The sequence below is a fragment of the Auraticoccus monumenti genome, assembly GCF_900101785.1.
Lineage (GTDB): Bacteria > Actinomycetota > Actinomycetes > Propionibacteriales > Propionibacteriaceae > Auraticoccus > Auraticoccus monumenti.
Map to the genome: position 1 here is coordinate 419,324 of NZ_LT629688.1, position 22,232 is coordinate 441,555.

The following is a 22,232-nucleotide window of genomic DNA, read 5'->3' on the forward strand; positions in this document are numbered from 1 at the left end:
CCCCGCCGTCGGGCACTGGCCAGAAAGCCAGGACGCCCGAGCATCCGCCGCCGGGGCGGTCGGGGCCGTCGGTGGCGAGGGCCGTCCGGAGCCGGGTCGGGCCGGCGCCGGGTCGGGCCGTGAGCCGGGTCGGGCCGGAGCGGCACCCGGTGCCCCCGCGCCGCCGTACCGTTCCCGCATGCGTCCCGCCCTCCGCCTGCTGCTGGCCCTCGCCGTCCTGCTCGGCTGGTGGGTGGTCGCCCCGGACGCCCGCGCGTGCGCCTGCGGGGCGGTCGAACCGGCCGACGGCCACCGGCTCAGCGCGGACGGGGAGCAGGCGGCCATCGTCTTCGACGGCACCCGCCAGACCACCGCGATCAGCATGGGACTGGAGGGCGACGGGGAGGAGCTGGCCTTCCTGCTGCCGGTGCCCGCCACCGCGGAGCTGTCGCTGGCCCCGGACGACCTGTTCACCGTCCTCGACAAGCACACCCGGCCCGAGGTGCGCACCGAGTACCGCTACCTGCCGGTGCTCATGGGCGGGCCGGGGGACGGCGCCCCGGGTGGAGCCCCCGGGGTGGACGTGACGCGCCGCCAGCAGATCGGCGACTACGACGTCGCCGAGCTGTCCGGGGAGCCCGGGGCCGTCGGCACCTGGCTGGAGCAGAACGGGTTCCGGGTCCGTGAGGAGGTGCTGGCCGGGCTCGGCGTCTACCTGGAGGAGGGGTGGCGGGTGCTGGCCGTCCGGCTGGTCCTCGACGCCGTGCCCGACGGTCCGAGCCAGCCGCTGGTGGCCACCTTCGCCACCGACCACGCGGTCTACCCGATGCGGCTGGGGGCCACCGCCACCCGGAGCCAGGCCGTCCGTCTCTACGTGCTGGCCGAGCACCGGGTGGTGGCCGAGGTGGAGGGGTCGGACGCGTTGCGGGTCCGCTACGCCGGTCCTCCGCCCGCGGCGATGGACGTCCTCGGCTCGCTGCCCGGTGAACCGGTGCTGACCGCCTTCGACGACTCGCTGAACCCCCGCAGCATCGACGGGGACGTGCTGTTCACCGTCGACCCGGCCGGCGACGTCCCCTACCGCCAGGTGCGGGTGGTGGTCGAGGACCGCAGCTGGGTCACCCTCGTCGGCGTCGCCGGCGTCCTGCTGCTGGCCCACCTCGCGCTGCTGACCCTCGGGCTGGTGTCGCTGCGCCGGACGGCATGATCCTCCCCAGGAGGCACCCATGGAGCAGCTCACCCTCGGCGAGGTCGTCGCCACCAGCGCCCGCGTGGGCGCGACCCGGGCCCGCACGGCCAAGCGGGAGGCCATCGCCGCGCTGCTGGTGCGGGCCGGTGCGGACGAGGTGGGTCTGCTCACCGACTGGTTGAGCGGCTCCCTGCGGCAGCGCCGCACCGGTGTCGGCTGGCGGTCGCTGACCGACCTGCCGGAGCCGGCGACGACGTCCACGCTCACCGTGGTCGAGGTGGACGCCGTCCTGGACGCCCTGGAGGGCGAGTCCGGGACCGGCTCCCAGCAGCGGCGGCGCACTCTCCTGCACGACCTGATGGGCCGGGCCACGGCCGAGGAGCAGGTGTTCCTGCGTCGGCTGCTGACCGGTGAGCTGCGCCAGGGGGCGCTGGACGGGGTGGTGCTGGACGCCGTGGCCGCGGCCTCGGAGCTGCCGCTGGCGCTGGTGAGGCGGGCGGCCATGCTGGGCGGGACGGCGTCGGCGGTGGCGGTGGCCGCGCGCGAGGGCGGGGCGTCCGCGCTGGAGGCCTTCCGGCTGGAGCTGATGCGTCCGGTGCGACCCATGCTCGCCTCGTCCGCCCCCGAGGTGGGCGAGGCGCTGGACGCGCTGGCCCCGCCGTGGCTGGTCGACGCCAAGCTCGACGGCATCCGGATCCAGGTGCACCGTGACGGCCAGGACGTCCGGGTGTGGAGCCGGAGCCTGGACGACATCACCGAGCGCATGCCGGAGGTGGTGGCCACGGTGCGGGCGCTGCCGGCCGAGCGCCTGGTCCTGGACGGGGAGGCGCTGGCCGTCGACGAGGCCGGGCGCGCGGTCGCCTTCCAGGACAGCGCCTCCCTGGCCGCACGGCACCAGCGCAGCGACACCGCCGCCTCCGGGAGCGGGCTGGGGTGCTGGTTCTTCGACGTCCTGCACCGTGACGGCCGCGACCTGCTGGACGCCCCCGCCGCCGAGCGCGCGGCCGAGCTGGCCGAGGTGGCCGGGGACCTGGTGGTGCCGCGACTCAGCACCGCCGACAGGGACGCCGCGCTGGCCTTCGCCGCCGAGGCGCTGACCGCCGGTCACGAGGGGGTGGTGGTCAAGGACCCCGCCGGGCCGTGGGAGGCGGGACGGCGCGGGAAGGGCTGGATCAAGGTCAAGCCGCGCCACACCCTCGACCTGGTGGTGCTGGCCGTCGAGCACGGCAGCGGGCGGCGGAGCGGGCTGCTCTCGAACATCCACCTGGGCGCCCGCGAGGGCGACGGCTTCGTGATGCTGGGCAAGACCTTCAAGGGCATGACCGACGAGATGCTGGCCTGGCAGACCGAGCGCTTCCGGTCGCTGGAGTGGCCCGACAGCCCGTGGGTGGTCGAGCGTGGGGACTGGGTGGTGCCGCTGCGGCCGGAGCAGGTGGTGGAGATCGCCTTCGACGGGCTGCAGCGCTCCACCCGCTACCCCGGCGGGCTGGCCCTGCGGTTCGCCCGGGTGCTGCGCTACCGCGAGGACAAGACCGCCGACGAGGCCGACACCATCGACGCGGTCCGGCGCCTGGCCGCCGGCTGACCGTCCCCTCCCTCACCGTTCCACCGCGCCCTGACCGGCTGTATGTCGTCCCGGTCTCGACCGGCGTGGTGCGGCGTGTCGCGATGTCGCCGGCTCACGGCGTGCACGTCTGCAGGGAGGAGCCCCCGGTACCGCGATGAGCTGGGGCTCGCGCCGGGGTCGAACCGTGTATCCCACGACCAGGAGGCACCATGCTCGACCTGACGGCGCAGACGACGGAGATCACCCGGCTGGTGGCCGCGGTGCCCGAGGACGCCCTCTCCTCACCCACCCCCTGCCCGGGCTACGACGTCGCTGGCTTGCTGGCCCACCTGCACGGGCTGTCGATCGCCTTCGCCGACGCCGCGCGCAAGGTGGACGGGCCCACCACGCGGACACCCCCGGACCCGACGGCCGTCCGGCTCCCTGACGACTGGCGGACCAGCCTGCCGGCGGCGCTGACCGACCTCGCTGCGGCCTGGCAGACCCCCGGCGCCACGGAGGGCGCGACCTGGGCCGGTGGGCTCGGCTTCCCGGCCGAGCAGGCGCTGGTGGTCGCAGCCGACGAACTGGTCCTGCACGGCTGGGACCTCGCGGTGGCCACCGGGCTGGCCTACTCCCCGGACGCCGAGGCGGTCGGCGCCGCGCACGCCATGTGCGCGGCCACCCCGGACCACCCGTCCGCGCGGCAGGGTCTCTTCGGCCCCGTGCTCGAGATCTCGCCCGACGCGCCCCTGCTGGACCGCACGCTCGGTCTCGCCGGCCGCGACCCCGCCTGGCGCCCCTGACCTCCGCCTCCCCGGGCGCCGCGGCGACTCACCGCCCGAGGCCACCCTCCCGACACCTCCCACCCACCGACGGGGCGACTGGCCGCCAGTGGTCGCCTCGATCAGCACGGAGACGACCAGTCACGGCCACTCGCACCCCGTCGTCGCCCCGGCCCCTTCCACCCACCGACGGGGCGACTCGCCGCCAGTAGTCGCCTCGCTCAGCACGGAGACGACCAGTCATGGCCAGTCGCCACCCGTCGTCGCTCCGGCCCCCACCCGGGGGTGGCCTGGAGGGCGCCGCATGGCTATCGGCGCCCCTGACGGGGCGACTCGCCGCTCGTGGTCGCCTCGACGACACGGCGGGGTACACCCCGAGCTGCCGGCTCCGCCAGCCGTCGTCGCTCGGTCTGGCGGGAGATGACGGGCTGCGTCCAGCCACGAGCCTCCGCAGGAGCGAGGCTCAGCTTCCGCTGCCGGCGGCGGAGCCCACGTCCACACCGAGCTTGGCCATCACCAGCAAGGTGTCGTACAGCGCCCACTCCTCCACCAGTCGGTCCTCAGCATCCACCCGGAAGATGTTGATGACGTCGAAGTCGAAGGGTTCGCCCGTCGGCTGGAGGGTGCCCATCGGCGCCAGCTCCAACGGGCGGGTGAAGACACCCGAGAAGCTGGTGCGAGCCGACATGTACTCGCCTCCCTGGTCGATGACGGCGCGCCGCTCGACCGTGAAGTCCTCGAGGGCGCTGCGGTAGCCGGCGAAGAAGGCCCACAGGTCCTCACGCGTCACCTCCCCACCGCCCGGGCCGTGGAAGCGGAAGGTGGGGTGGAAGTACGCCTCGAGTGCCTGCTGGTCCCCGCCGGCGATGCCGTCTCGGCCGATCATGATCAGCGCGCGTCCGCGAGCTGTGAGGGCGGCGTCGTCGGGCTGGATGAAGTCTTCGGTGGTGTTGTCGAACACGGGTGGTCCTCGATCCGTCGTGTGGTGGTCGCTGACTGACGTGCTTCGCGGACGGCGTCGGCTCGAGCGCGCCACGTCGTTCGCGTCGCCGCAGGGGGCGTGCGAGGTCCCTGTGCTCGACCTCGCACGAGAGCTGGTCGGCGTGATCAGCGTCCGGTGGCCGGGTTGTCGGCGGTGCCGGCGAGGTCGTTGCGGACGGCGTCGAGGTCGAGGAGGAACTGCACCGAGGCCAGCTTGCCGTCGCGGAAGTGGTAGAACGCGGTCTCCTGCATCGTGAACGACCGGCCCGTCGCCTCCAGGCCGAACCAGCTCGTGATCGGTGTGCCGGTGTCGACGAAGCGCACGGCGATGGTGTCGCCGTCCTCGAGCATGTCCCTGACGCCCCAGTGGAAGTCGGGGACGGCGGCGATGTTCGACGCGATGACGCCCTGGTAGTCGGTCAGCGCCGTGTCCACGAAGTTGACCTCCAGCGTCTCGTGGACGTCCTGGTCGAGGTCGTCGAGGTGTCGGTTGTTGAGGCAGTCGAGGTAGTGCGCCAGCACGTCTGCGTTGCTCATCGGTACGTCCTTCCGGCCGAGCCTCCACGCGACAGCGCGGTCGTGCTCGAGCCATGTGTGGTCGGGGCCGTGCCCCGCCTCCTGGTCGGAGGTGGTGTCAGTCGACACCCGGTTCCTGGAACAAGGTCAAGTGCTCGACCTGCGGCTCGGGCAGCGGCCCAGCAGGACGACAGCGGGCTCGCCCGAGGTCGGAGCACACGGGCCGCCCGGGTGCTGCTGCGCACGAGCTCGTCGGTGATGACGTCTTGACCGTGTCCCGACCACAGGGTGTCCGGTGGGGCACGGAGCCCGGCACCCCGCCGAGGACGGAGAAGGAGACGGACACGTGAGTGACACCCAGGTCCACCTGCACGAGGTCTACCACCGCTACATCGAGGCCATCAACAACCGCGAGCTCGACCGGATGCACGAGTTCGCCCACGACCAGCTGACCTTCAACGGCGAGCCGGTCTCGCGCGACGACTACGTCGCTGCGATCCAGGGGCACCTGGCGGCGGTGGAGGACTTCGTGTGGCGGCTCGACGACCTCGTCATCGAGGGTGACCGCGTCGCGGCGCGTCTCACCGACACCGGGACCCCGGTCACCGAGTGGCTGGGTCTCCAGCCGACCGGCAAGGCTGTCGAGTTCACCGAGTACGCGTTCTACCACTTCCGCGACGGACGTTTCGAGGACATGTGGTACCTCCTCGACACCCGGGCCGTCCAGAGCCAGCTGGGCGCCTGAGGAGCGAGGGACACATCCCCAGCACGCTACCTCCGCCGTTGCGCGCGGGCCCACAGCCGACCGCCCCACCTGTCCTCGTCGTCAGCAGGTGGGGCGGTCCTCGGCGTACCGCTGCAGCGCCCGGGCTGCCGTGAGAGGACGTCGAGCGCGCATCGCCGCCGACGGCTCGACGGCCGACACGTACCGGTCGAGGCGTGTCGCTGCCCACCAGCGGGGCGCGCTGCCGACGGCCGAGCGGCAGCCGCCGTCACGGACGTCGGTCAGGCGTCGAGGGCGGTGACGCTGCGGAGCACCTCGGGCCAGCGACGGTCCAGGGCGCGGCCGCCGAGCACCACACCGACCCAGCTGGCCAGGGCGCCCAGCACCAGGGCCAGCCCGAGGGCCACCCACTGCAGCCAGCCCAGCCACAGCGAGCCGATCCCGGCCGCCAGCACCGGCAGCGAGGCCACCAGGGAGGCGCCGGTGACCACACCGAAGGAGACCATGGCCTCCAGCCCACCGCTGGACCCCTTGCCGAAGGGGTTGGCCCCCGGCGGCGGGGCGTGCCCGGGCCAGAAGACGCTGATCCAGCTCGCCACCCCGCCGATGATCACCGCGACCCCCAGCGTCATGGCCAGGGTGGCCACCAGCAGGTCCCAGCGGCCCGCGATCGCCACGCAGGCCACCGAGATGACCACCAGCGCCGGGACGATGAGCACGCCCGCCGCCATCAGCCGCCCGAGCCGGTCGTCGCGGCCGGCGAGCCCGGTGTGGACGTGCAGCGCCACGGCCGAGCCGTCGTAGGCCAGCTCCATCGAGATGACCGAGCCCAGCAGCAGCGCCATCAGCAGCGGGGAGAACACCACCAGCAGCTGGTTGGGCTCCTCCTGGGCGAACTGGGTGACCACGATCAGCACCGGCAGCACGATCAGCGCGGCCAGGTTGGCCAGGTGCCGTGGGTCGCGACGCCAGTAGCGCAGCGAGCGCGCGGCCACCGCACCCCGCGGGGTGGCCCCGAAGAACCGGTCCAGCGCACCCCCGGACCGCACCTTCCCCGAGCCGCTGCGGCTCTCCAGCGGGCTGGTCAGCCGCACCTCGAGGAACCGGCCCCAGCCCCACCAGGTGAGGACCACCAGACCGACGGCCAGCAGCAGCCGGGCGGCGGCGGCCAGCCAGGCGCCCTCGGCGAGCGAGGCCGGCAGCGCCCAGGCCCACCCCAGCGGGGTCCAGGCCAGGACGTCGGTGATCCGCTCCAGCGCGCCGAACCAGGCGGTCGGGTCGGTGCCCATCGAGCCGGTCACCACGTTGGCCCCGATGCCGATCCCGGCCCCGGACAGGGCCAGCAGCACCACGGCGATGTCGCGGAAGCGGCGGGTGCCGAGCAGCTCGGCGAGGCCGGCGGTGGCCAGGCGGGACAGCAGGAAGCAGGTCGCCACCCCGAGCGGGACGGCCACCAGCGCCCCCAGCGCGGTGACCAGCGAGCCGCTCCAGGCCACCACCAGACCGAGTGCGACCACCGTGGTGGCCACCCCGGGGATCCCGAGCAGCCCGGCGACGAAGAGGCCGGGCTGGAGCCGGCGGGCGCTCAGCGGGAGCAGGGCGAACCGGCTCGGGCTGAGGGTGTCGTCGATGCCGGAGATCAGCACCGAGAACGCCACCCACCCCAGCGTGACCAGGGAGAAGACGAGCACGGTGAGACCGCCGGTGAGGATCGGGTCGTCGTTGATGCGCAGGGCCACGAAGCCGGCGTAGGCGGCGGCGATGACGCCCAGCGCGTACAACCCGCCGAACACCAGCCCGAGCACCTTCCAGATGCTGCGGGTCAGCGCGTTGCGCAGCAGCGCCAGCTTGAGCCTTACGAGGACCGCAACCACGTCAGTGCCTCCTGGTCCAGCTCCTTGCCGCCGACGAGGGAGATGAAGCGGCGCTGCAGCGACTCCCCGGCCCGGACCTCGTCCAGGCTGCCCAGGGCCAGCACGCGTCCCTGGGCCACCACCGCCACGGTGTCGCACATGCTCTCCACCAGCTCCATCACGTGGCTGGAGAGCACGACGGTGCCACCACCGGCGACGTAGCTGCGCAGGATCGAGCGGATCGCCTCCCCCGAGACCGGGTCGACGGCCTCCAGCGGCTCGTCCAGCAGCAGCAGCCGCGGCGCGTGCACCAGGGCGCAGGCCAGCCCGATCTTCTTGGTCATGCCGGCGGAGTAGTCGACCACCAGGTTGTCGGCGTCCTCGGTGAGCCCGAGGGCCTCCAGCAGCTCGGCGCTGCGGGTCTCGAGCAGCCCCGGGTCGACCGAGCGGAGCAGCCCGACGTAGCGCAGCAGCTCCCGACCGCTGAGCCGGTCGAAGAGCCGGACGCCGTCGGGCAGCACCCCCATCCGCGCCTTGGCCGCGGCCGGGTCGGCCCAGACGTCGGAGCCGAGCACGAAGGCCCGCCCCGCGTCGGGACGCAGCAGCCCGGTGGCCATCGAGAGCGTCGTGGTCTTGCCCGCCCCGTTGGGTCCGACCAGGCCGAACATGGAGCCGGCGCGGACGTCGAGGGTGAGGTCGCTGACGGCCTGTTTTGCCCCGAAGGACTTGTGCAGGCCCTGCAGGGAGAGCGCGGTGTCGGTCACGTCGTCAGTCAACCAGCGGATGGCGCGCCGGGGCGGTGACAGGTGTCAGGGAACCGCCGGGAGCCCCTCACCCGCCCGGCGACCTGGCCGGGCGGGTGGGGCGTGGGACCTCAGGCCAGCGAGTCGATCCAGGCCTCGTGCAGCGCGGCGTAGCGGCCGCCCTGCTGGCTGGTGAGCTCGGCCGGGGAGCCGTCCTCCAGCACCTCGCCGTGCTCCAGCACCAGCACCCGGTCGGCGATCTCCACCGTGGAGAGCCGGTGGGCGATGATCACCGCGGTCCGGTCGGCCAGGATCGTCTGCAGCGCCTGCTGCACCAGCCGCTCGCTGGGGATGTCCAGGCTCGAGGTGGCCTCGTCCAGGATCAGCACCGCCGGGTCGGCCAGGAAGGCCCGGGCGAAGGCCACCAGCTGGCGCTGACCGGCGGAGAGACGTCCACCGCGCTTGGCCACGTCGGTGTCGTAGCCCTTGGGGAACGAGTCGATGAAGGTGTCGGCCCCCACCGCGTGGGCGGCCTCCCGGATCTCCTCGTCGGTGGCGTCCGGACGCCCGAAGCGGATGTTGTCCCCGATGGTCCCGTCGAACATGAAGTTCTCCTGGGTGACCATCACCACCGCCCGGCGCAGGTCGGCGTCGTCGAGCTCGCGCAGGTCGATCCCGTCGAGGGTGACACGGCCCTCGGTGGGGTCGTAGAAGCGCGCCATCAGCTTGGCGATGGTGGTCTTGCCCGCACCGGTGGTGCCGACCAGGGCCACGGTCTGACCCGCCGGGACGTCCAGGTCCAGCCCCGGCAGCACCGGACGGTCGTCGACGTAGGCGAACCGGACACCCTCGAAGCGCATCGCCCCGCGGGCCCGCGGCAGCTCGGCCGGCCTGGCCGGCGGCGCGACCTTGGGACGCTCCTCCAGCACCCCCGACAGCTTCTCCAGCGCCGAGGTGGCGGACTGGAAGGTGTTGTAGAACTGGCTGATCTCCTGCATCGGCTCGAAGAACATCCGCAGGTACAGCAGGAACGCGGCCAGCACGCCCACCGTCATCTCCCCCTGCAGCACCCGGTAGCCGCCGTAGAGCAGCGTCAGGCCGATGGTGATGTTGCCGACCAGCTTGACCCCCGGCATGAAGATCGCCACCAGCCGGAACGCGGTGACGTTGGCGTCGCGGTAGCGGTCGGCCAGGTCCTCGAAGATCTCCTTGTTACGGCCCTCGCGGCGGTAGGCCTGGACGGCGCGGATGCCGCTCATGGTCTCCACGAACTGGATGATCACCGAGGCCGAGGCCTCCCGGACGCCGCGGTAGGTCACCGCGGTCCGCCTCGAGAACCAGCGCACCAGCAGCATCAGCGCCGGGAAGGACAGCAGGCAGACCAGGCCCAGCTGCCAGTCCAGCACCAGCATCAGCACGCCGACACCGACCATGGTGAGCACCGCGGTGGCCAGGCCGGAGAACCCGGTCTGCACCATCTCGGCGATCGCGTCGACGTCGCTGGTCATCCGCGAGACCACGCGCCCGGAGGTGTAGCGGTCGTGGAAGGCCACGTCGAGGGTCTGGAAGTGGCGGTAGAGCCGCTGGCGGATCTCCAGCAGCATCTGCTGCCCGACCCGCCCGGAGCCGCGGACGAAGATGATGTTGCCGATGGCCTGGACGATCACCGCCCCCAGCATCAGGGCCATCACGGTGACCAGCGGGGCGATCGCGTCGCGGTCCACCAGGGCCGGGATGGCCACGTCGATGCCGCGCTGCACCAGCGCGGGCGGTGCCAGCCGGGCGCCGTTGGCCAGCACCACCACGACCACCAGCACCAGCAGCGCGCGGTGGTGGGGGCGGACCAGGTCGCGCAGCAGGAGCCAGGAGCGCCGGCGCAGGAAGACCGAGCCGGAGGTGCTGATCTCCTCCTGGCCCTCGGCCTTGACGCCGCGCCAGGCGTCGACGTCGGCCGGTCGCTGCTCGGCGGCGCGCTGGCGGTCGCGACGGCTCTCACGGGTGGAGGTGCTCATCGGGCCACCTCCGCCCGCTCGTCGCCGGACCGGTCGGGGTGGCGTCTGGGGTGCTCGGGGCACCGGCACTCGTCGAGCTCGGCCTCGGCGTCGAAGTCCGCCGACATCAGGTCGCGGTACTCCTGGCTGGTGGCCAGCAGCTCGGCGTGGGTGCCCACCGCCACGATGGACCCGCGGCTGAGCACCGCCACCCGGTCGGCCAGCAGCACGGTGGAGGCCCGGTGGGCGACCACCAGACCGGTGACGTCGCTCAGCACCCGCTTGAGCGCCTCCTCCACCAGCGCCTCGGTGTGGATGTCGAGGGCGCTGAGGGTGTCGTCGAGGACGAGCACCTTGGGGTTGACCAGCACCGCGCGGGCCAGCGCGAGCCGCTGGCGCTGACCGCCGGAGAGGCTCATCCCCTGCTCACCGATCCGGGTGTCCAGACCCCAGGGCAGCTCCTTCACGAACTGCGCCTGCGCGATGTCCAGCGCCTGCTCGATGTCGGCGTCGCTGGCGTCGGCCCGACCCAGGGTCAGGTTCTCCCGGGCCGACATGGAGAACAGCGTCGGGTCCTCGAAGGCGGTGGCCACCAGGCTGCGCAGGTAGGAGATCCGCAGCTCGCGGACGTCCACCCCGTCGATGGTGATCCGGCCCTCGGTGACGTCGACCAGCCTCGCCACCAGCGCCGTCAGCGTGGTCTTGCCCGAGCCGGTGCCCCCGACCAGGGCGACCGTCTCCCCCGGGGCGATGTCGAGGTCGACGCCCTTCAAAGTGTCCTCGTCGGAGTCGTCGAAGCGGAAGCCGACGCCCTCCAGCCGCAGGTGCCCGCGGGGGGACTCCAGCACCCGGGTGCCGTCGACCAGCGGGTTCTCGGCGTCCAGGATCTCCGCGATGCGGTCGGCGGCCGTCATCGCCTCCTGGGTCATGGCCAGCAGGAAGCCGAGGGCGGCGACCGGCCAGATCAGCGACAGCAGGAGGGTGATGAAGGCGACCAGGGTGCCGATGCTGATCTCGCCGCGGGCGGTGGCCACCGCGCCGATGCCGAGCACGATGATCATCGTGCAGGTGGGGATGACCTCGAGGAAGGTGAGGAACTTCGACTGCAGCCGGACCCGGTCCATCGACGTCTCGTAGAGCTCGTTGGTGCGGCGCTCGAAGCCGGAGTAGAGGTGGGGGAAGCGGCCGAAGGACTTGATGACGCGCAGGCCGTGGACGCCCTCCTCCACGCTGGAGGCGACGTCGCCCTGCTGGTCCTGCACCTTGCGCGACAGCTTCGTGTAGCGCTTCTCGTTGACGTGGCAGAGCCAGGCGACGGGAACGATCGAGGCGGCCACGACCACGCCGAGCGGCCAGTACATCACCAGCAGCATGATGACCACGACGATGATCTGGGCGATGTTGACGACCAGGAAGATCATCCCGAAGCCCAGGAAGCGCCGGATGATCGCGAGGTCGGTCATCATCCGCGAGAGCAGCTGACCACCCTGCCAGCGGCCGTGGAAGGACATCGGCAGCAGCTGGAGGCGGGCGTAGAGGTCGGTGCGGATCAGCCGCTCGGAGCCGTTGTTGGCCCGGGAGACGATCCAGCGGCGCAGGAACAGCACCACCGCCTCCCCGATGCCCACCGCCGTCGCCACGGTGCCCAGGATGAGCAGGCCGCGCTGGTCGGCGTCGGCGATCGGGCCGTCGATCACGCGCCGGGTCAGCAGCGGGATGGCCAGGGAGAAGCCGATGCCCAGCACGGAGGCCACGGCCATGATGAGGTAGCGCGCGCCGTAGGCGTACAGGTAGGTGCGCAGCCGGAAGAGCGAGGTGGTGGGCCGCTTGCGTGCCGGCGGCGGGGCGATGAGCGGTCGGACCTCGTCGGAGCCTGCGTCGGCGGTGACGGGGTGGGTGGACGGGTGGACGGTGGTAACCGCTTGCATCAGTCGGACGTCCTGACCAGGGTGTGCGGAGAGGTGGGTTCCTACCATCCAACCTCACGCGCGCCTGAGGACAAAGCGGAATCCTGCAGTCGATGCATCATTCCCGGTCACGATCACGGCGACGAAGCCACCCGGCCCCTCGGCACCTCGGTCGGTCGACGTCACCAGGTCGACCGGCACCGGGGTGCGACCGGGCGGTGACCGATCAGCGGTCGCGGCGCCGGGAGCGGAGGTTGCCGAGCGCGAAGACGGCGTTGACCCCCACGATCCCGGCCCAGGAGACCACCACCCCGAGCAGCCCCGGCTCGACGTTCGTGGCGCTGATGGCGGTGATCGGGACGCCGACGCCCAGGGAGATGACGCCGAGCGTGAACCGCTGGGTGCGCGAGCTGCGTTCGGCCTGGTCCGCCGCCGACCCGGAGCGGCCAAGGACGGCCAGCTCGGCGCTGCGGGCAGCCGCCAGCTGCTCGACCCGGTCGGCCAGGCCGGCGGCGATGGCCTCGTCGTACTCCGGGCCCAGCTCGCGCCGGGCGGCCAGCGCCGCCTCGACGTCGGGGCGGGCGGCCTCACCGCGGGGGTCGGGCCGGTTGTTCTCCATGACCCGCACGCTAGGCCCAGGCGGCGTCGTCGCGCACCCGGGGAACGCCCCGACCGGCCCCTGGTCCGGCGCCGGTCGGGTCAGCCGCCGAGCTCGGCCAGGAACGCCCGTCCCCGCTCGCTGGTGGGGTGCTCCAGCACCTGCTCGGCGCTCCCCTGCTCGGCGATGCCCCCGTCGGCCATCAGCACCACCCGGTCCGCGGCGCGCCGGGCGAAGCGCATCTCGTGGGTCACCACCAGCATGGTCATCCCCTCGGCGGCCAGGTCCTGCATCACCTGCAGCACCTCCCCGACCAGCTCGGGGTCCAGCGCGGAGGTGGGCTCGTCGAAGAGCATCAGCACCGGGTCCATCGCCAGGGCGCGGGCGATCGCCACCCGCTGCTGCTGACCGCCGGACAGCCGCTCGGGGTACTCCCGCGCCTTCTCGGCCAGCCCGACGCGCTCCAGCAGGGCCGTCGCCCGCTGCTCGGCCTCGGCCCGGGAGCGCCCGAGCACGTCGCGCTGGGCCATGGTGATGTTGTCGATCACCTTGAGGTGGGGGAAGAGGTTGAACTGCTGGAACACCATCCCGATCCGCTGCCGGAGGGCGTTGAGCTGGCGGCCCTGCTGCACCACCGGGCTGCCGTCCACCGTGATGGCCCCGCCGTCGATCGACTCCAGCCCGTTCACGCAGCGCAGCAGCGTGCTCTTGCCCGCGCCGGACGGACCGATCAGCACCACCACCTCACCCTTGGCCACCTCGAGGTCGACGCCGTCCAGCACGACGTTGTCCCCGAAGCGCTTGGAGACCTGCTCCATGCTCACGATGCTCATCGCCCGCTCACCTCCGGTGCTTGCTCAGGGCGCGCTCGAGCCGGTTCACCACGAGGGTGAGCACCAGCACGATGGCCAGGTAGTAGAAGGCCACGATCACGTAGTACGTCATCGGCTCGTAGGTGGAGGCCGTCAGCCGCAGCGCCACCTGGAACAGCTCGTCCACGGTGACGAAGGCGGCCAGCGAGGAGTCCTTCACCGCGATGATGAACTGGTTGGCCAGCGCCGGCAGCGCGGTGCGGAAGGCCAGCGGACCGCGCACCCGCAGCAGGGTCCGCGACCAGCTCATGCCGAGGGACCGCGAGGCCTCGTCCAGCCCCTTGGGCACCGACTGGAAGCCGGAGCGGATGATCTCGGCGATGTAGGCGGAGTTGTGGAAGGCCAGCGCGATCGAGGCCGCCCAGAACCCGGGCAGCAGCAGCACGATGGTCAGCCCAAAGTACAGGATGAAGATCTGCGTGATCAGCGGGGTGCCGCGGATCAGGCCGATGTAGCCGGCGGCGAACCAGCGCAGCGGACGGATCTTGCTCATGGCGAGGCCCGACACCAGGGCGCCCAGCGGCAGCGCCAGCACCAGGGCGACCGCCGACAGCGCGAGCGTGCGGCCGGCGGCCTCCAGGAAGAGCGGCCAGGAGTCGACCAGGGCGGTCAGGAAGTCTCCCATGGCTCAGGAGATGTCCTGGCCGAACCACTTCTCGCTGAGCTCGGCGTAGGTGCCGTCCTCCTTGATCGCGGCCAGCGCGGCGTTGAGGTCCTCGACGAGCGCGGTGTTCCCGTCGCGGACGGCGAAGGCCGGCTCCTCGCTGAACAGCAGCTCACCGCAGGTCCTCAGCGGCTGCTCGGCCTCGTTGACCTGGTTCAGCCCGACCAGCTTGTCGGTGACCACGCCGTCCAGCCGGCCGGAGGCCAGGTCGGTCAGGGCGGTGACGTCGGAGCCGTAGGTCTTGACCTCTCCGGCCAGGCCCTCGTCCTCGATGAACGTCTGGTAGGTGGTGCCGCTGGCGACCCCGACCACGGGGGCGTCCATCGCGCGGGGATCGCTGCAGTCGCTGTCCTCGCGGACGAACATCTGCGCGCCGGAGGTGTAGTAGCCGTCGGTGAAGTCCACCGCGTTGTCGCGCTCGGGGGTGGGGGTCATGGACCCGATCACCACGTCGTAGCGACGGCTCTGCAGACCCTGCACGAGGGTGTCGAAGCGTCCGGTCTGGGTGTCGGGCTGCAGCCCCATCTCGGTCGCGACGGCGTCGGCGATGTCCTTGTCGAAGCCGACCAGCTCGTCGCCCTCGTAGTAGCTGAAGGGGCGGTACTCACCGCTCGAGGCCGCGACCAGCGTCCCCTCGGTGATCAGCGCGTCGCTGCCGCTGTCGGCCGGTTCGCCCTCGGTGCCACCGCCGCCGCCGCCGCAGCCGCTGAGCACGAGGGAGGACGCGGCGAGCAGGCCCACGAGCGCCCGCGGACCGCGTCGTCCGGCGGCCGGGCTCTGGGTGGTGCGGGATCGGCGGGTGGGGATCTGCACGGTTCTCCTCCTGGGCGCACGGGGCGCCTGGTCTCGGTCGCGGCCGGGTCCGGCCACCAGGCAAACAGCCGCCGACGGTACCAACCGGGGTCGACGCCTGCTCCACCGGTACCCCGACATGCCCTGGCCACACCCGGAGATGCGCCGCGACGGCCCGGAAGGCGTGGGGGCCCGTGGAACCATGGAGGCATGCTGCTCCGACTCCTCGCCAACGCCGCGGCCCTCGGCGTCGCCACGCTGCTGCTGCCGGGCATCACCCTGGGTGGTGGCTCCCCGGTCCGGATGGTCCTGGTGCTGCTGGCCGTCGCCCTGGTCTTCGGCATCGTCAACGCCGTGGTGAAGCCGATCTTCACCGTGGTCACGCTCCCCGTGGTGCTGCTCTCCCTCGGGGTCTTCCTGCTGGTCATCAACGCGCTGATGCTCTGGCTCACCTCCGCGATCGGCGGCTGGTTCGGGCTGGGCTGGCACGTCGACGGGTTCTGGAACGCCCTCTTCGGCGCCCTCATCATCTCGGTGGTCAGCTTCGTGCTGAACGCGTTCATCGGCGACGACCGCCGTCGTGGTCGGCGTCGCGCGTGAGCGCGCCCGATCAGGACGGCGTGAGCGCGCCCGACCAGGACGGCGTGAGCGCGCCCGACCAGGACGTCCGCGAGGTCGTGTTCGTCTGCTGGGGCAACATCTGCCGCTCCCCGATGGCCGAGCGGGTGGCCCGCAAGTGGGCCGAGAACCAGGGGCTGGACGGCGTCCGCTTCACCAGCGCGGGCACCAGCACCGAGGAGCTGGGCAACCCCGTGGACCCCCGGGCCCGGGTCTGGCTGGAGCGCCACGGCTACGACGCCGACGACCACGTCGCCTCCCAGGTCTCCGCCGACGAGATCGCCGGTGCGGAGCTGGTGGTGGCGATGGAGGACGTCCACGTGCGCCGGATGGAGCAGATCACCGGCCACCGCAACGACAACGTCCGGCTGCTCACCGACTTCGACCCGGCCGCACCCGAGGGCGCAGGCGTCCCCGACCCCTGGTACGGCGGGGGGGAGGGCTTCGGGGACACCCTGGCCAGCATCGAGGCGGCCATGCCGGGCCTCTTCAGGGCTTTGCAGGGGCATCGGCCCTAAGGTGGGGCCCATGCACATCCTGGTGGTGGACGACGACCAGGCCGTCCGTGACTCCCTCGCCCGCTCGCTGCAGTACAGCGGCTACGAGGTCAGCACCGCCAGCGACGGCGTCGAGGCCCTGGCCCGGCTGTCCGCGGTGCGCCCGGACGCCGTGATCATGGACGTGATGATGCCGCGGCTGGACGGCCTGGAGACCACCCGGATGCTCCGCTCCACCGGCAACGACGTGCCGATCCTGGTGCTCACCGCCCGCGACGCCGTCGGCGACCGGGTGGACGGGCTGGACGCCGGCGGCGACGACTACATGGCCAAGCCGTTCGCCCTGGACGAGCTGCTGGCCCGGTTGCGGGCCCTGGTGCGGCGGGCCGGGACGGTCAACGAGTCCCTGGACCCGACCGCCCAGCACCTCACCTTCAGCGACCTCTCGCTCAACACCCAGACCCGTGAGGTGCTGCGCGGCAACCGCTCGATCAGCCTGACCCGGACCGAGTTCGCGCTGCTGCAGGCCTTCATGGAGAACCCGCGGCGGGTGCTGGAGCGCGGCTGGCTGCTGAACGAGGTGTGGGGGTTCGACTTCCCCACCACCGCGAACTCGCTCGAGGTCTACATCGGCTACCTCCGTCGCAAGACCGAGGCCGAGTCCGAGCCGAGGTTGATCCACACGGTGCGTGGCGTGGGCTACGTGCTGCGTGAAACCCCACCGTGATCGAGGGCCCGCCGTGATCTGGCAGTGGTTGGGCTCCCCCACGCTGGGGCGCCGGATCTCCGTGCTGACCGCCCTGGCCGTCGCCTGCACCGTGGCCCTGACCGGGGTCGCCGGCTGGCTGGTGACCAGGGTGTCGCTGTACCAGCAGCTGGACGACGAGCTGACCGAGATCGCGAGCTTCACCTCCGACTCGGTCTCCGCCGACATCTCCACCCTGGGCGGCCTGGACGCCGAGGCGCTGCGCACGGTCAACGTCTCCCTGCTGGTGCTGGGCACCGACGGCTCGGTCCGGCGCGTGCCCGGTGCGTCCACCTCGCTGGTGTGGGGCGCGGAGGAGATGGCCGTGGCCCGGCTGGGCCAGGGGTCGTCCGCGCGGGAGGGCCGGGCCGACAACGGCAACCTGTACCGGATCGTCGCGGTGCCGATGGAGATCGAGGAGGAGGGCAGCTACGCCCTGGTGATCGGGCGGCCGCTGCAGCCCTACACCTCGATCCTGCGCTCGCTGGCCCTGGTGATGGGCACGTTCGGCGGGCTGGCCGCCGTGGGCTCGGCCTTCATCGGCTACGCCGTCGCCCGCTCCAGCCTGAGACCGGTGCGCGAGCTGAGCGGGGCGGTGTCGCGGGTGACGGTGACCGACCACCTGGACCCGATCGAGGTGCACGGGGACGACGAGCTCTCCCAGCTGACCCGCTCGTTCAACACGATGCTGTCCTCGCTCAGCCTGTCCCGCGAGCGCCAGCGCCGCCTGATCGCCGACGCCGGCCACGAGCTCCGCACCCCGCTGACCAGCCTCCGCACCAACATCGAGCTGCTGGTGGCCGACGACCGCACCGGGATGCTGCCCGAGGGCGCCCGGGCGGAGATCCTGCGCGACGTCGCCGCCCAGCTGGCGGAGTTCACCACCCTGGTCGGGGACCTGGTCCAGCTGGCTCGCGAGGACCGGGTGGAACCGTCCCCGGAGCCGATCGACCTGCGCGAGGTCACCCGCAACGCGATCGAGCGGGCCCGCCGCCGCGGACCCGGGCTGACCTTCGACGTCGAGCTCAACCCGCTCTACCTGATCGGCGAGCCCGACACCCTGGAGCGGGCCATCACCAACCTGCTCGACAACGCGGTGAAGTTCTCCCCTCCCGGTGGCACCGTGCACGTCCTGCTGGAGGGTGACCGGCTGCGGATCTCCGACCAGGGGCCGGGGATCACCGACGAGGACCTGCCCCACATCTTCGACCGCTTCTACCGCGCCGACTCCTCCCGCAACACCCCCGGCACCGGTCTCGGCCTCTCCATCGTGGCGACCACGGTGGCCCGGCACGGCGGCTGGGTGCGGGCCGGGCGCTCGGCCGAGGGCGGGGCGGAGTTCACCGTCCAGCTGCCCGGCAGCACCACCCTGGCCGAGGTGGACGACGAGGGCGACGAGACCCAGATCCTCACCCGGATCAGCGACTGAGGCACGAGGCGGCTCCGGTTCCGGTCACGGACCGACAACGAATTCGTCCAGGCACTGGTCAGCACCCCCGCCGAACCCATATGGTTCGCGCGGACCCGGTGTCACGGGCCCGGCCCCGGCGGCCCACGCCGCGTCGCAGGAGTCCCCCGTGAGCCCCCTCCCCCGCCCCTCCCGCCGCGCCACCCGTGCGGCCCTCGCCCTCCTCCTGGCCCCCGCCCTGCTGCTGGGTCTCTCGCCGGCGGTCAGCCAGGCCGACGAGCCCGCCGAGCGCTACCTCGTCCGTGCGGAGAGCCGCAGCAGCGCGGAGCGGATCTCCTCCCGCTCCGACGGCCAGCCGGCCCCGCGGCCCCGCTTCGCCGGGCGCACCAGCGGCGACTTCACCGTCGAGCTCACCGCCCGGGAGGCCGACCGCCTCGCCGACCAGCCGGGGATCGAGCGCGTGGTCAAGGACGTCCAGATCCGGCTCACCCCTGCCACGGTCAGCGCCGGTGCGGGCACCTCCGCCGCCGTGCCCTGGGGGCTGGACCGCATCGACCAGCGCAGCCGCACCCTCGACGGCGCCTACACCACCCGCACCACCGGCGAGGGCGTGGTCGTCGCCGTGGTCGACTCCGGCATCAACGCCGCGCACCAGGACTTCACCGACCGCGTCCTCGACGGCTACGACTACTTCTCCGTCGACGAGACGCCCGAGGACTGCAACGGGCACGGCACCCACGTGGCCGGCACCGCGGCCGGGAGCACCTACGGCGCGGCGCCCGACGCCTGGGTGCTGCCGCTCCGCGTCTTCGACTGCAACGGTGACGCCTACCTCAGCGACGTGCTCTACGCCTTCCAGGACCTCGGCCACTACGCCCGCAGCATCGAGGAGCGGGTGGTCGTGAACTTCTCCGGGGGCGTCTACACCGGCGGGCTCGACGCCGACGGCCGTGAGCTGGTCGCCGACACCGAGGCCGCGATCAGCGCCCTGTACGACGCCGGTGCTCCCGTGGTCACCGCCGCCGGCAACGAGGACACCGACGCCTGCAGCTCCAGCCCGGGCCGGTTCGGCCGCGCGATCAACGTGGCCGCCTCGGACCGCTCGGACCGGCGCGCGCCCTTCTCCGACCAGGGCCGCTGCGTCGACCTCTTCGCCCCCGGCGTGGGGATCCGCTCGGCCTGGAAGGGCTCGACCAGCGCCACCGCCACCCTCGACGGCACCTCGATGGCGGCACCGCACGTCACCGGGGTCGTCGCCCGCTTCCTGGAGCGCGAGCCCCGGGCCAGCAGCGGCCAGGTCTGGGGCGCCGTGCGCGACCTGAGCACCTGGGACGTCGTCGCCGACCGCGCCGGCAGCCCGAACCGGCTGGTGTACTCCGACGTCCGCTTCGCCGCCCCGGGCGCGCCGACGTCGACGGTGCTCACGACCGACCACGCCGCCAAGAGCGTCCTGCTGACCTGGAAGGCCCCGCTGCGCGACAACGGCCGCGTGGTCACCGGGTACCGCGTCACCCGGTCCGGCACCGACTCCCGTGGCCGCGGGCCCGAGAGCGTGCTGGTGCCCAAGGGAGAGCTGAACCGGACCTTCCGCTACCTTGTCCCGGGCCGCAGCTACACCTTCACGGTGGCCGCGGTGAACGCGATCGGCACCGGCAAGACCGTCAGCAAGACCACCACGGTGGTCGCCGCGCCGAGCAAGGTGGCCAAGCCGGTCGTGACGTCGGGGCTGACCACCGACACCGCGACGTCGATCAAGGTGGACTGGTCCAAGCCCTCCGGCGGGGCACCGACCCGCTACCTGGTCACGGTGCGCCGGACCAGCGACGGCGGCACCAAGACCGTCGAGGTGGCCGCGCCGACCACCTGGGTCAAGGTCACCGGGCTGAGCAGGGGCAAGACCTACACCGCCACGGTGCGGGCCGTGAACGTGGCCGGCACCAGCGCGACCTCCACCGCGTCCGGGACCGCCACCGCCCGCTGACCCGGGGGGTCAGGACCGCCCGCGGGTGGCCCGCGGGGTGTGCGTCGGCAGCGTGAAGCGGGGCCCGCGCCGGGGCGGGCGCGGCGCCTCCAGCTCCAGCAGCAGCTGCACCCGGTAGCGGTGGCCGCGGTAGGGCTCCAGCGCCTCGGTGGCGGCGGCGTCGTCGAGCTTCTCCCCCAGCAGGGCGTAGCTGATCGCCCCGCCCACGTGGTAGTCCCCCACGCTCCAGGCGTCGGTGTCGCCGTGGGCGCGCTGGCGGACCTCCGCCGACGTCCAGTGGCCGATGCCGGGGATGGAGCGCAGCGCGCGGTCCGCCTCGCGGTGCGGCCCCTCGAGGGTGCGCTCCAGGGCGGCGGCCCGGGTGGCACCGCGGACCAGGGGTGCGCTGCGCCGCTGCTCCACCCCCGCCGCGAGGTAGCGCCAGCTCGGGATCCGGGCCCAGGTCCGGGCCTCGGGCGGCAGCAGCAGGCCCGCGGCCAGGGAGTCCGGGTCCTGCGCCGGGCCGGGGGCGGGCTCGCCGAACTCGCGGACCAGCAGCCGGAAGGCCAGGAAGGCCTCCTTCCCGGTGACCACCTGCTCCAGGCAGGCCGGCGCCAGCGACTCGTGCACCCGGTCGCTGGCCCCGATCCGCAGCCCGGGACGGCGCCGGAGCACCTCGGTCAGCAGCGGGTGGCGGGGCTCGAAGCCGGCGTGGTCGTCCTCGGCGCCGAGCAGCCGCGGCGCCTGCTCCAGGGTCCACCCCGCGCCCGGACCCCAGGCCTCCACCCGCACCCCGTCCGCCAGCGCCACCCAGACGCTGGTGGCCGGGCCCTCGGGCGTCCGGCTGGCCCGCCACCACTGACCGGGCCCGACCCGGCGGTGGGTCGGGTCACCGGGCCCGTGGCGCAGCTTGGCCAGGTTGACCTGGAGGCAGAGCGCCGGGTCGCCGTCGAGGCGCACCAGCCGCACCGGGCCCCCCGCGGTGCTCACCGGTCGCTCGACTTCACCCACGGGTGCGGTTCGCAGGCGCCGACGCCCTTGGTCTGCTGCAGCATGATCGGCGCCGGCTCGCCCTCGCCCGGGCAGTCGACGTGGTCGTAGCCCAGCCGGTGGCCCACCTCGTGGTTGACCAGGTAGCGGCGGTAGTTCGTGATGTCGTCCCCGTAGGCCTTCGCGCCGAGCACCCAGCGCTTGGCGTTGAGCACCACGTTGTCGCCGTTGCGGCAGGACACCTCGCCGCGGGTCTGCAGCGGTGCGCAGAGCACGTCGGTGGTGCCCGGGGTGACCACGTAGACGGTGAAGTCGACGGCGTCGCCGGGCTCCACCAGCTGGAAGCGGACCGAGCCGTCACCGGTCCAGCTCCGCTCGTCGTCGAGGGTGGCCGCGATCTCACCACCGGTGTCCCCGGGGTCCAGGTCGAGGTTCTCCTCGATCAGCACCCGGTAGCGCAGCAGCTGGCCGGAGCGTGAGCCCGGACGGGTCGGACGGTCGACGGTGACGTACTCCTGCGGCCCGGAGGCGGGCACGGACGGGGTCTTCGGCGCCTTCTCCGAGGGGTCGGGGTCCGGCACGTCCTCGGCGTCCTGGTCGGGTCCGGGGGTGGTGCTGGTGGCCTCCTCCGACCCGCCGGTCCCGGTCGGGGTCGGGGTGGCCGCGCTGGGCGGGGGCAGCGGGGGGACGTCCGCGGCCTGCGGCTGCTGGGCCGCGCCCAGGGTGCGGACGCCGATGATGGCCCCGGGGAGGGCCAGCAGCAGCACCGCGACGAGCACCCAGAGCCGGAAGTTCGACTTCCGGGGGAGGCTCCGTCGGGGACGCGCGCGCCCCGGTGAGGGCCGTCGGCCTCGGGTAGGGTGCGACGCGTCGG

21 protein-coding genes are annotated in these 22,232 nt (G+C 73.0%); 9 read left to right on the forward strand and 12 right to left on the reverse strand.

The annotated features are described in order from the left end of the window. Positions 1–178: 178 nt before the first annotated feature. The 3 genes from BLT52_RS01935 to BLT52_RS01945 all read left to right on the forward strand — a co-directional run bounded on the left by BLT52_RS01935 (position 179) and on the right by BLT52_RS01945 (position 3,520). The gene (locus tag BLT52_RS01935) at positions 179–1,186 is read left to right on the forward strand and encodes a DUF2330 domain-containing protein (RefSeq protein ID WP_090590113.1); all 1,008 of its coding nucleotides are present in this window, start codon (positions 179–181) and stop codon (positions 1,184–1,186) included. A gap of 19 nt (positions 1,187–1,205) precedes the next feature. After that, positions 1,206–2,753 carry an ATP-dependent DNA ligase gene (locus tag BLT52_RS01940; RefSeq protein ID WP_090590115.1) on the forward strand — a complete coding sequence of 516 codons (1,548 nt, stop codon included), beginning with the start codon at positions 1,206–1,208 and terminating at the stop codon, positions 2,751–2,753. Between the two features lie 191 nt (positions 2,754–2,944). Next, complete coding sequence (locus BLT52_RS01945) at positions 2,945–3,520, forward strand: TIGR03086 family metal-binding protein (RefSeq protein WP_090590117.1); 576 nt, start codon at positions 2,945–2,947, stop codon at positions 3,518–3,520. 442 nt (positions 3,521–3,962) lie between these two features. Here the strand turns inward: BLT52_RS01945 and BLT52_RS01950 are convergent, their stop codons facing one another. Together BLT52_RS01950 and BLT52_RS01955 are read right to left on the reverse strand one after the other, a co-directional pair. Beyond that, complete coding sequence (locus BLT52_RS01950; RefSeq protein WP_090590119.1) at positions 3,963–4,460, reverse strand: ester cyclase; 498 nt, start codon at positions 4,458–4,460, stop codon at positions 3,963–3,965. Between the two features lie 146 nt (positions 4,461–4,606). Then, the gene (locus BLT52_RS01955) at positions 4,607–5,017 is read right to left on the reverse strand and encodes an ester cyclase (protein WP_090590122.1); all 411 of its coding nucleotides are present in this window, start codon (positions 5,015–5,017) and stop codon (positions 4,607–4,609) included. A gap of 325 nt (positions 5,018–5,342) precedes the next feature. Here BLT52_RS01955 and BLT52_RS01960 point away from each other — a divergent pair, with 325 nt between their 5' ends. Further along, positions 5,343–5,741, forward strand: coding sequence for an ester cyclase (locus tag BLT52_RS01960; protein ID WP_090590123.1), 399 nt, complete (start codon positions 5,343–5,345; stop codon positions 5,739–5,741). A gap of 260 nt (positions 5,742–6,001) precedes the next feature. Here BLT52_RS01960 and BLT52_RS01965 read toward each other — a convergent pair whose 3' ends face one another. The 8 genes from BLT52_RS01965 to BLT52_RS02000 form a co-directional block, all read right to left on the reverse strand. Beyond that, a complete protein-coding gene (locus BLT52_RS01965; protein ID WP_090590124.1) occupies positions 6,002–7,594 on the reverse strand; it encodes a hypothetical protein in 1,593 nt (530 codons plus the stop codon). Further along, positions 7,576–8,337, reverse strand: a complete 762-nt coding sequence (locus BLT52_RS01970; protein ID WP_090590127.1) for an ABC transporter ATP-binding protein — start codon at positions 8,335–8,337, stop codon at positions 7,576–7,578. The genes BLT52_RS01965 and BLT52_RS01970 overlap by 19 nt, the downstream gene beginning before the upstream one ends. Positions 8,338–8,447: 110 nt before the next feature. Further along, a complete protein-coding gene (locus BLT52_RS01975; RefSeq protein ID WP_090590129.1) occupies positions 8,448–10,328 on the reverse strand; it encodes an ABC transporter ATP-binding protein in 1,881 nt (626 codons plus the stop codon). Beyond that, the gene (locus BLT52_RS01980; protein ID WP_090590131.1) at positions 10,325–12,235 is read right to left on the reverse strand and encodes an ABC transporter ATP-binding protein; all 1,911 of its coding nucleotides are present in this window, start codon (positions 12,233–12,235) and stop codon (positions 10,325–10,327) included. The genes BLT52_RS01975 and BLT52_RS01980 overlap by 4 nt, the downstream gene beginning before the upstream one ends. Positions 12,236–12,440: 205 nt before the next feature. Continuing rightward, entirely contained in the window at positions 12,441–12,833 is a 393-nt protein-coding gene (locus BLT52_RS01985) for a hypothetical protein (protein ID WP_157676921.1), read from the reverse strand. 80 nt (positions 12,834–12,913) lie between these two features. Then, positions 12,914–13,645, reverse strand: coding sequence for an amino acid ABC transporter ATP-binding protein (locus BLT52_RS01990; protein WP_090590135.1), 732 nt, complete (start codon positions 13,643–13,645; stop codon positions 12,914–12,916). Between the two features lie 7 nt (positions 13,646–13,652). Continuing rightward, complete coding sequence (locus BLT52_RS01995) at positions 13,653–14,309, reverse strand: amino acid ABC transporter permease (RefSeq protein WP_090590137.1); 657 nt, start codon at positions 14,307–14,309, stop codon at positions 13,653–13,655. Positions 14,310–14,312: 3 nt separating this feature from the next. Continuing rightward, positions 14,313–15,161, reverse strand: a complete 849-nt coding sequence (locus BLT52_RS02000) for a transporter substrate-binding domain-containing protein (RefSeq protein WP_157676922.1) — start codon at positions 15,159–15,161, stop codon at positions 14,313–14,315. A 189-nt stretch (positions 15,162–15,350) separates the two neighbouring features. Between BLT52_RS02000 and BLT52_RS02005 the strand changes: the two genes are divergently transcribed. The 5 genes from BLT52_RS02005 (at position 15,351) to BLT52_RS02025 (ending at position 20,389) form a co-directional block, all read left to right on the forward strand. Further along, positions 15,351–15,740: a phage holin family protein gene (locus tag BLT52_RS02005; RefSeq protein ID WP_090590142.1), complete on the forward strand. Its 390-nt coding sequence runs from the start codon at positions 15,351–15,353 to the stop codon at positions 15,738–15,740. A 20-nt stretch (positions 15,741–15,760) separates the two neighbouring features. Then, entirely contained in the window at positions 15,761–16,276 is a 516-nt protein-coding gene (locus BLT52_RS02010) for a low molecular weight protein-tyrosine-phosphatase (protein WP_407922614.1), read from the forward strand. Positions 16,277–16,286: 10 nt separating this feature from the next. After that, positions 16,287–16,982: a response regulator transcription factor gene (locus tag BLT52_RS02015; protein WP_090590144.1), complete on the forward strand. Its 696-nt coding sequence runs from the start codon at positions 16,287–16,289 to the stop codon at positions 16,980–16,982. A gap of 13 nt (positions 16,983–16,995) precedes the next feature. Beyond that, positions 16,996–18,429: a sensor histidine kinase gene (locus tag BLT52_RS02020; RefSeq protein ID WP_231946452.1), complete on the forward strand. Its 1,434-nt coding sequence runs from the start codon at positions 16,996–16,998 to the stop codon at positions 18,427–18,429. Positions 18,430–18,577: 148 nt separating this feature from the next. Then, positions 18,578–20,389 carry a S8 family serine peptidase gene (locus tag BLT52_RS02025; protein WP_090590146.1) on the forward strand — a complete coding sequence of 604 codons (1,812 nt, stop codon included), beginning with the start codon at positions 18,578–18,580 and terminating at the stop codon, positions 20,387–20,389. A 9-nt stretch (positions 20,390–20,398) separates the two neighbouring features. Here BLT52_RS02025 and BLT52_RS02030 read toward each other — a convergent pair whose 3' ends face one another. Beyond that, positions 20,399–21,358, reverse strand: coding sequence for a DNA-3-methyladenine glycosylase family protein (locus BLT52_RS02030; protein ID WP_090590148.1), 960 nt, complete (start codon positions 21,356–21,358; stop codon positions 20,399–20,401). Further along, entirely contained in the window at positions 21,355–22,137 is a 783-nt protein-coding gene (locus BLT52_RS02035; RefSeq protein WP_157676923.1) for a DUF3152 domain-containing protein, read from the reverse strand. Before BLT52_RS02035 ends, BLT52_RS02030 begins: the two co-directional genes overlap by 4 nt. Between the last annotated feature and the right edge of the window lie 95 nt (positions 22,138–22,232).

Excerpts from the sequence above, each read along its gene's own strand:
- BLT52_RS01990 (WP_090590135.1), bottom strand. The coding sequence starts at position 13,645 with ATGAGCATCGTGAGCATGGAGCAGGTCTCCAAGCGCTTCGGGGACAAC.
- BLT52_RS01975 (WP_090590129.1), bottom strand. The coding sequence starts at position 10,328 with ATGAGCACCTCCACCCGTGAGAGCCGTCGCGACCGCCAGCGCGCCGCC.
- BLT52_RS01955 (WP_090590122.1), bottom strand. The coding sequence starts at position 5,017 with ATGAGCAACGCAGACGTGCTGGCGCACTACCTCGACTGCCTCAACAAC.
- BLT52_RS01980 (WP_090590131.1), bottom strand. The coding sequence starts at position 12,235 with ATGCAAGCGGTTACCACCGTCCACCCGTCCACCCACCCCGTCACCGCC.
- BLT52_RS01940 (WP_090590115.1), top strand. The coding sequence starts at position 1,206 with ATGGAGCAGCTCACCCTCGGCGAGGTCGTCGCCACCAGCGCCCGCGTG.
- BLT52_RS01995 (WP_090590137.1), bottom strand. The coding sequence starts at position 14,309 with ATGGGAGACTTCCTGACCGCCCTGGTCGACTCCTGGCCGCTCTTCCTG.
- BLT52_RS01935 (WP_090590113.1), top strand. The coding sequence starts at position 179 with ATGCGTCCCGCCCTCCGCCTGCTGCTGGCCCTCGCCGTCCTGCTCGGC.
- BLT52_RS02005 (WP_090590142.1), top strand. The coding sequence starts at position 15,351 with ATGCTGCTCCGACTCCTCGCCAACGCCGCGGCCCTCGGCGTCGCCACG.
- BLT52_RS02015 (WP_090590144.1), top strand. The coding sequence starts at position 16,287 with ATGCACATCCTGGTGGTGGACGACGACCAGGCCGTCCGTGACTCCCTC.
- BLT52_RS01945 (WP_090590117.1), top strand. The coding sequence starts at position 2,945 with ATGCTCGACCTGACGGCGCAGACGACGGAGATCACCCGGCTGGTGGCC.
- BLT52_RS01985 (WP_157676921.1), bottom strand. The coding sequence starts at position 12,833 with ATGGAGAACAACCGGCCCGACCCCCGCGGTGAGGCCGCCCGCCCCGAC.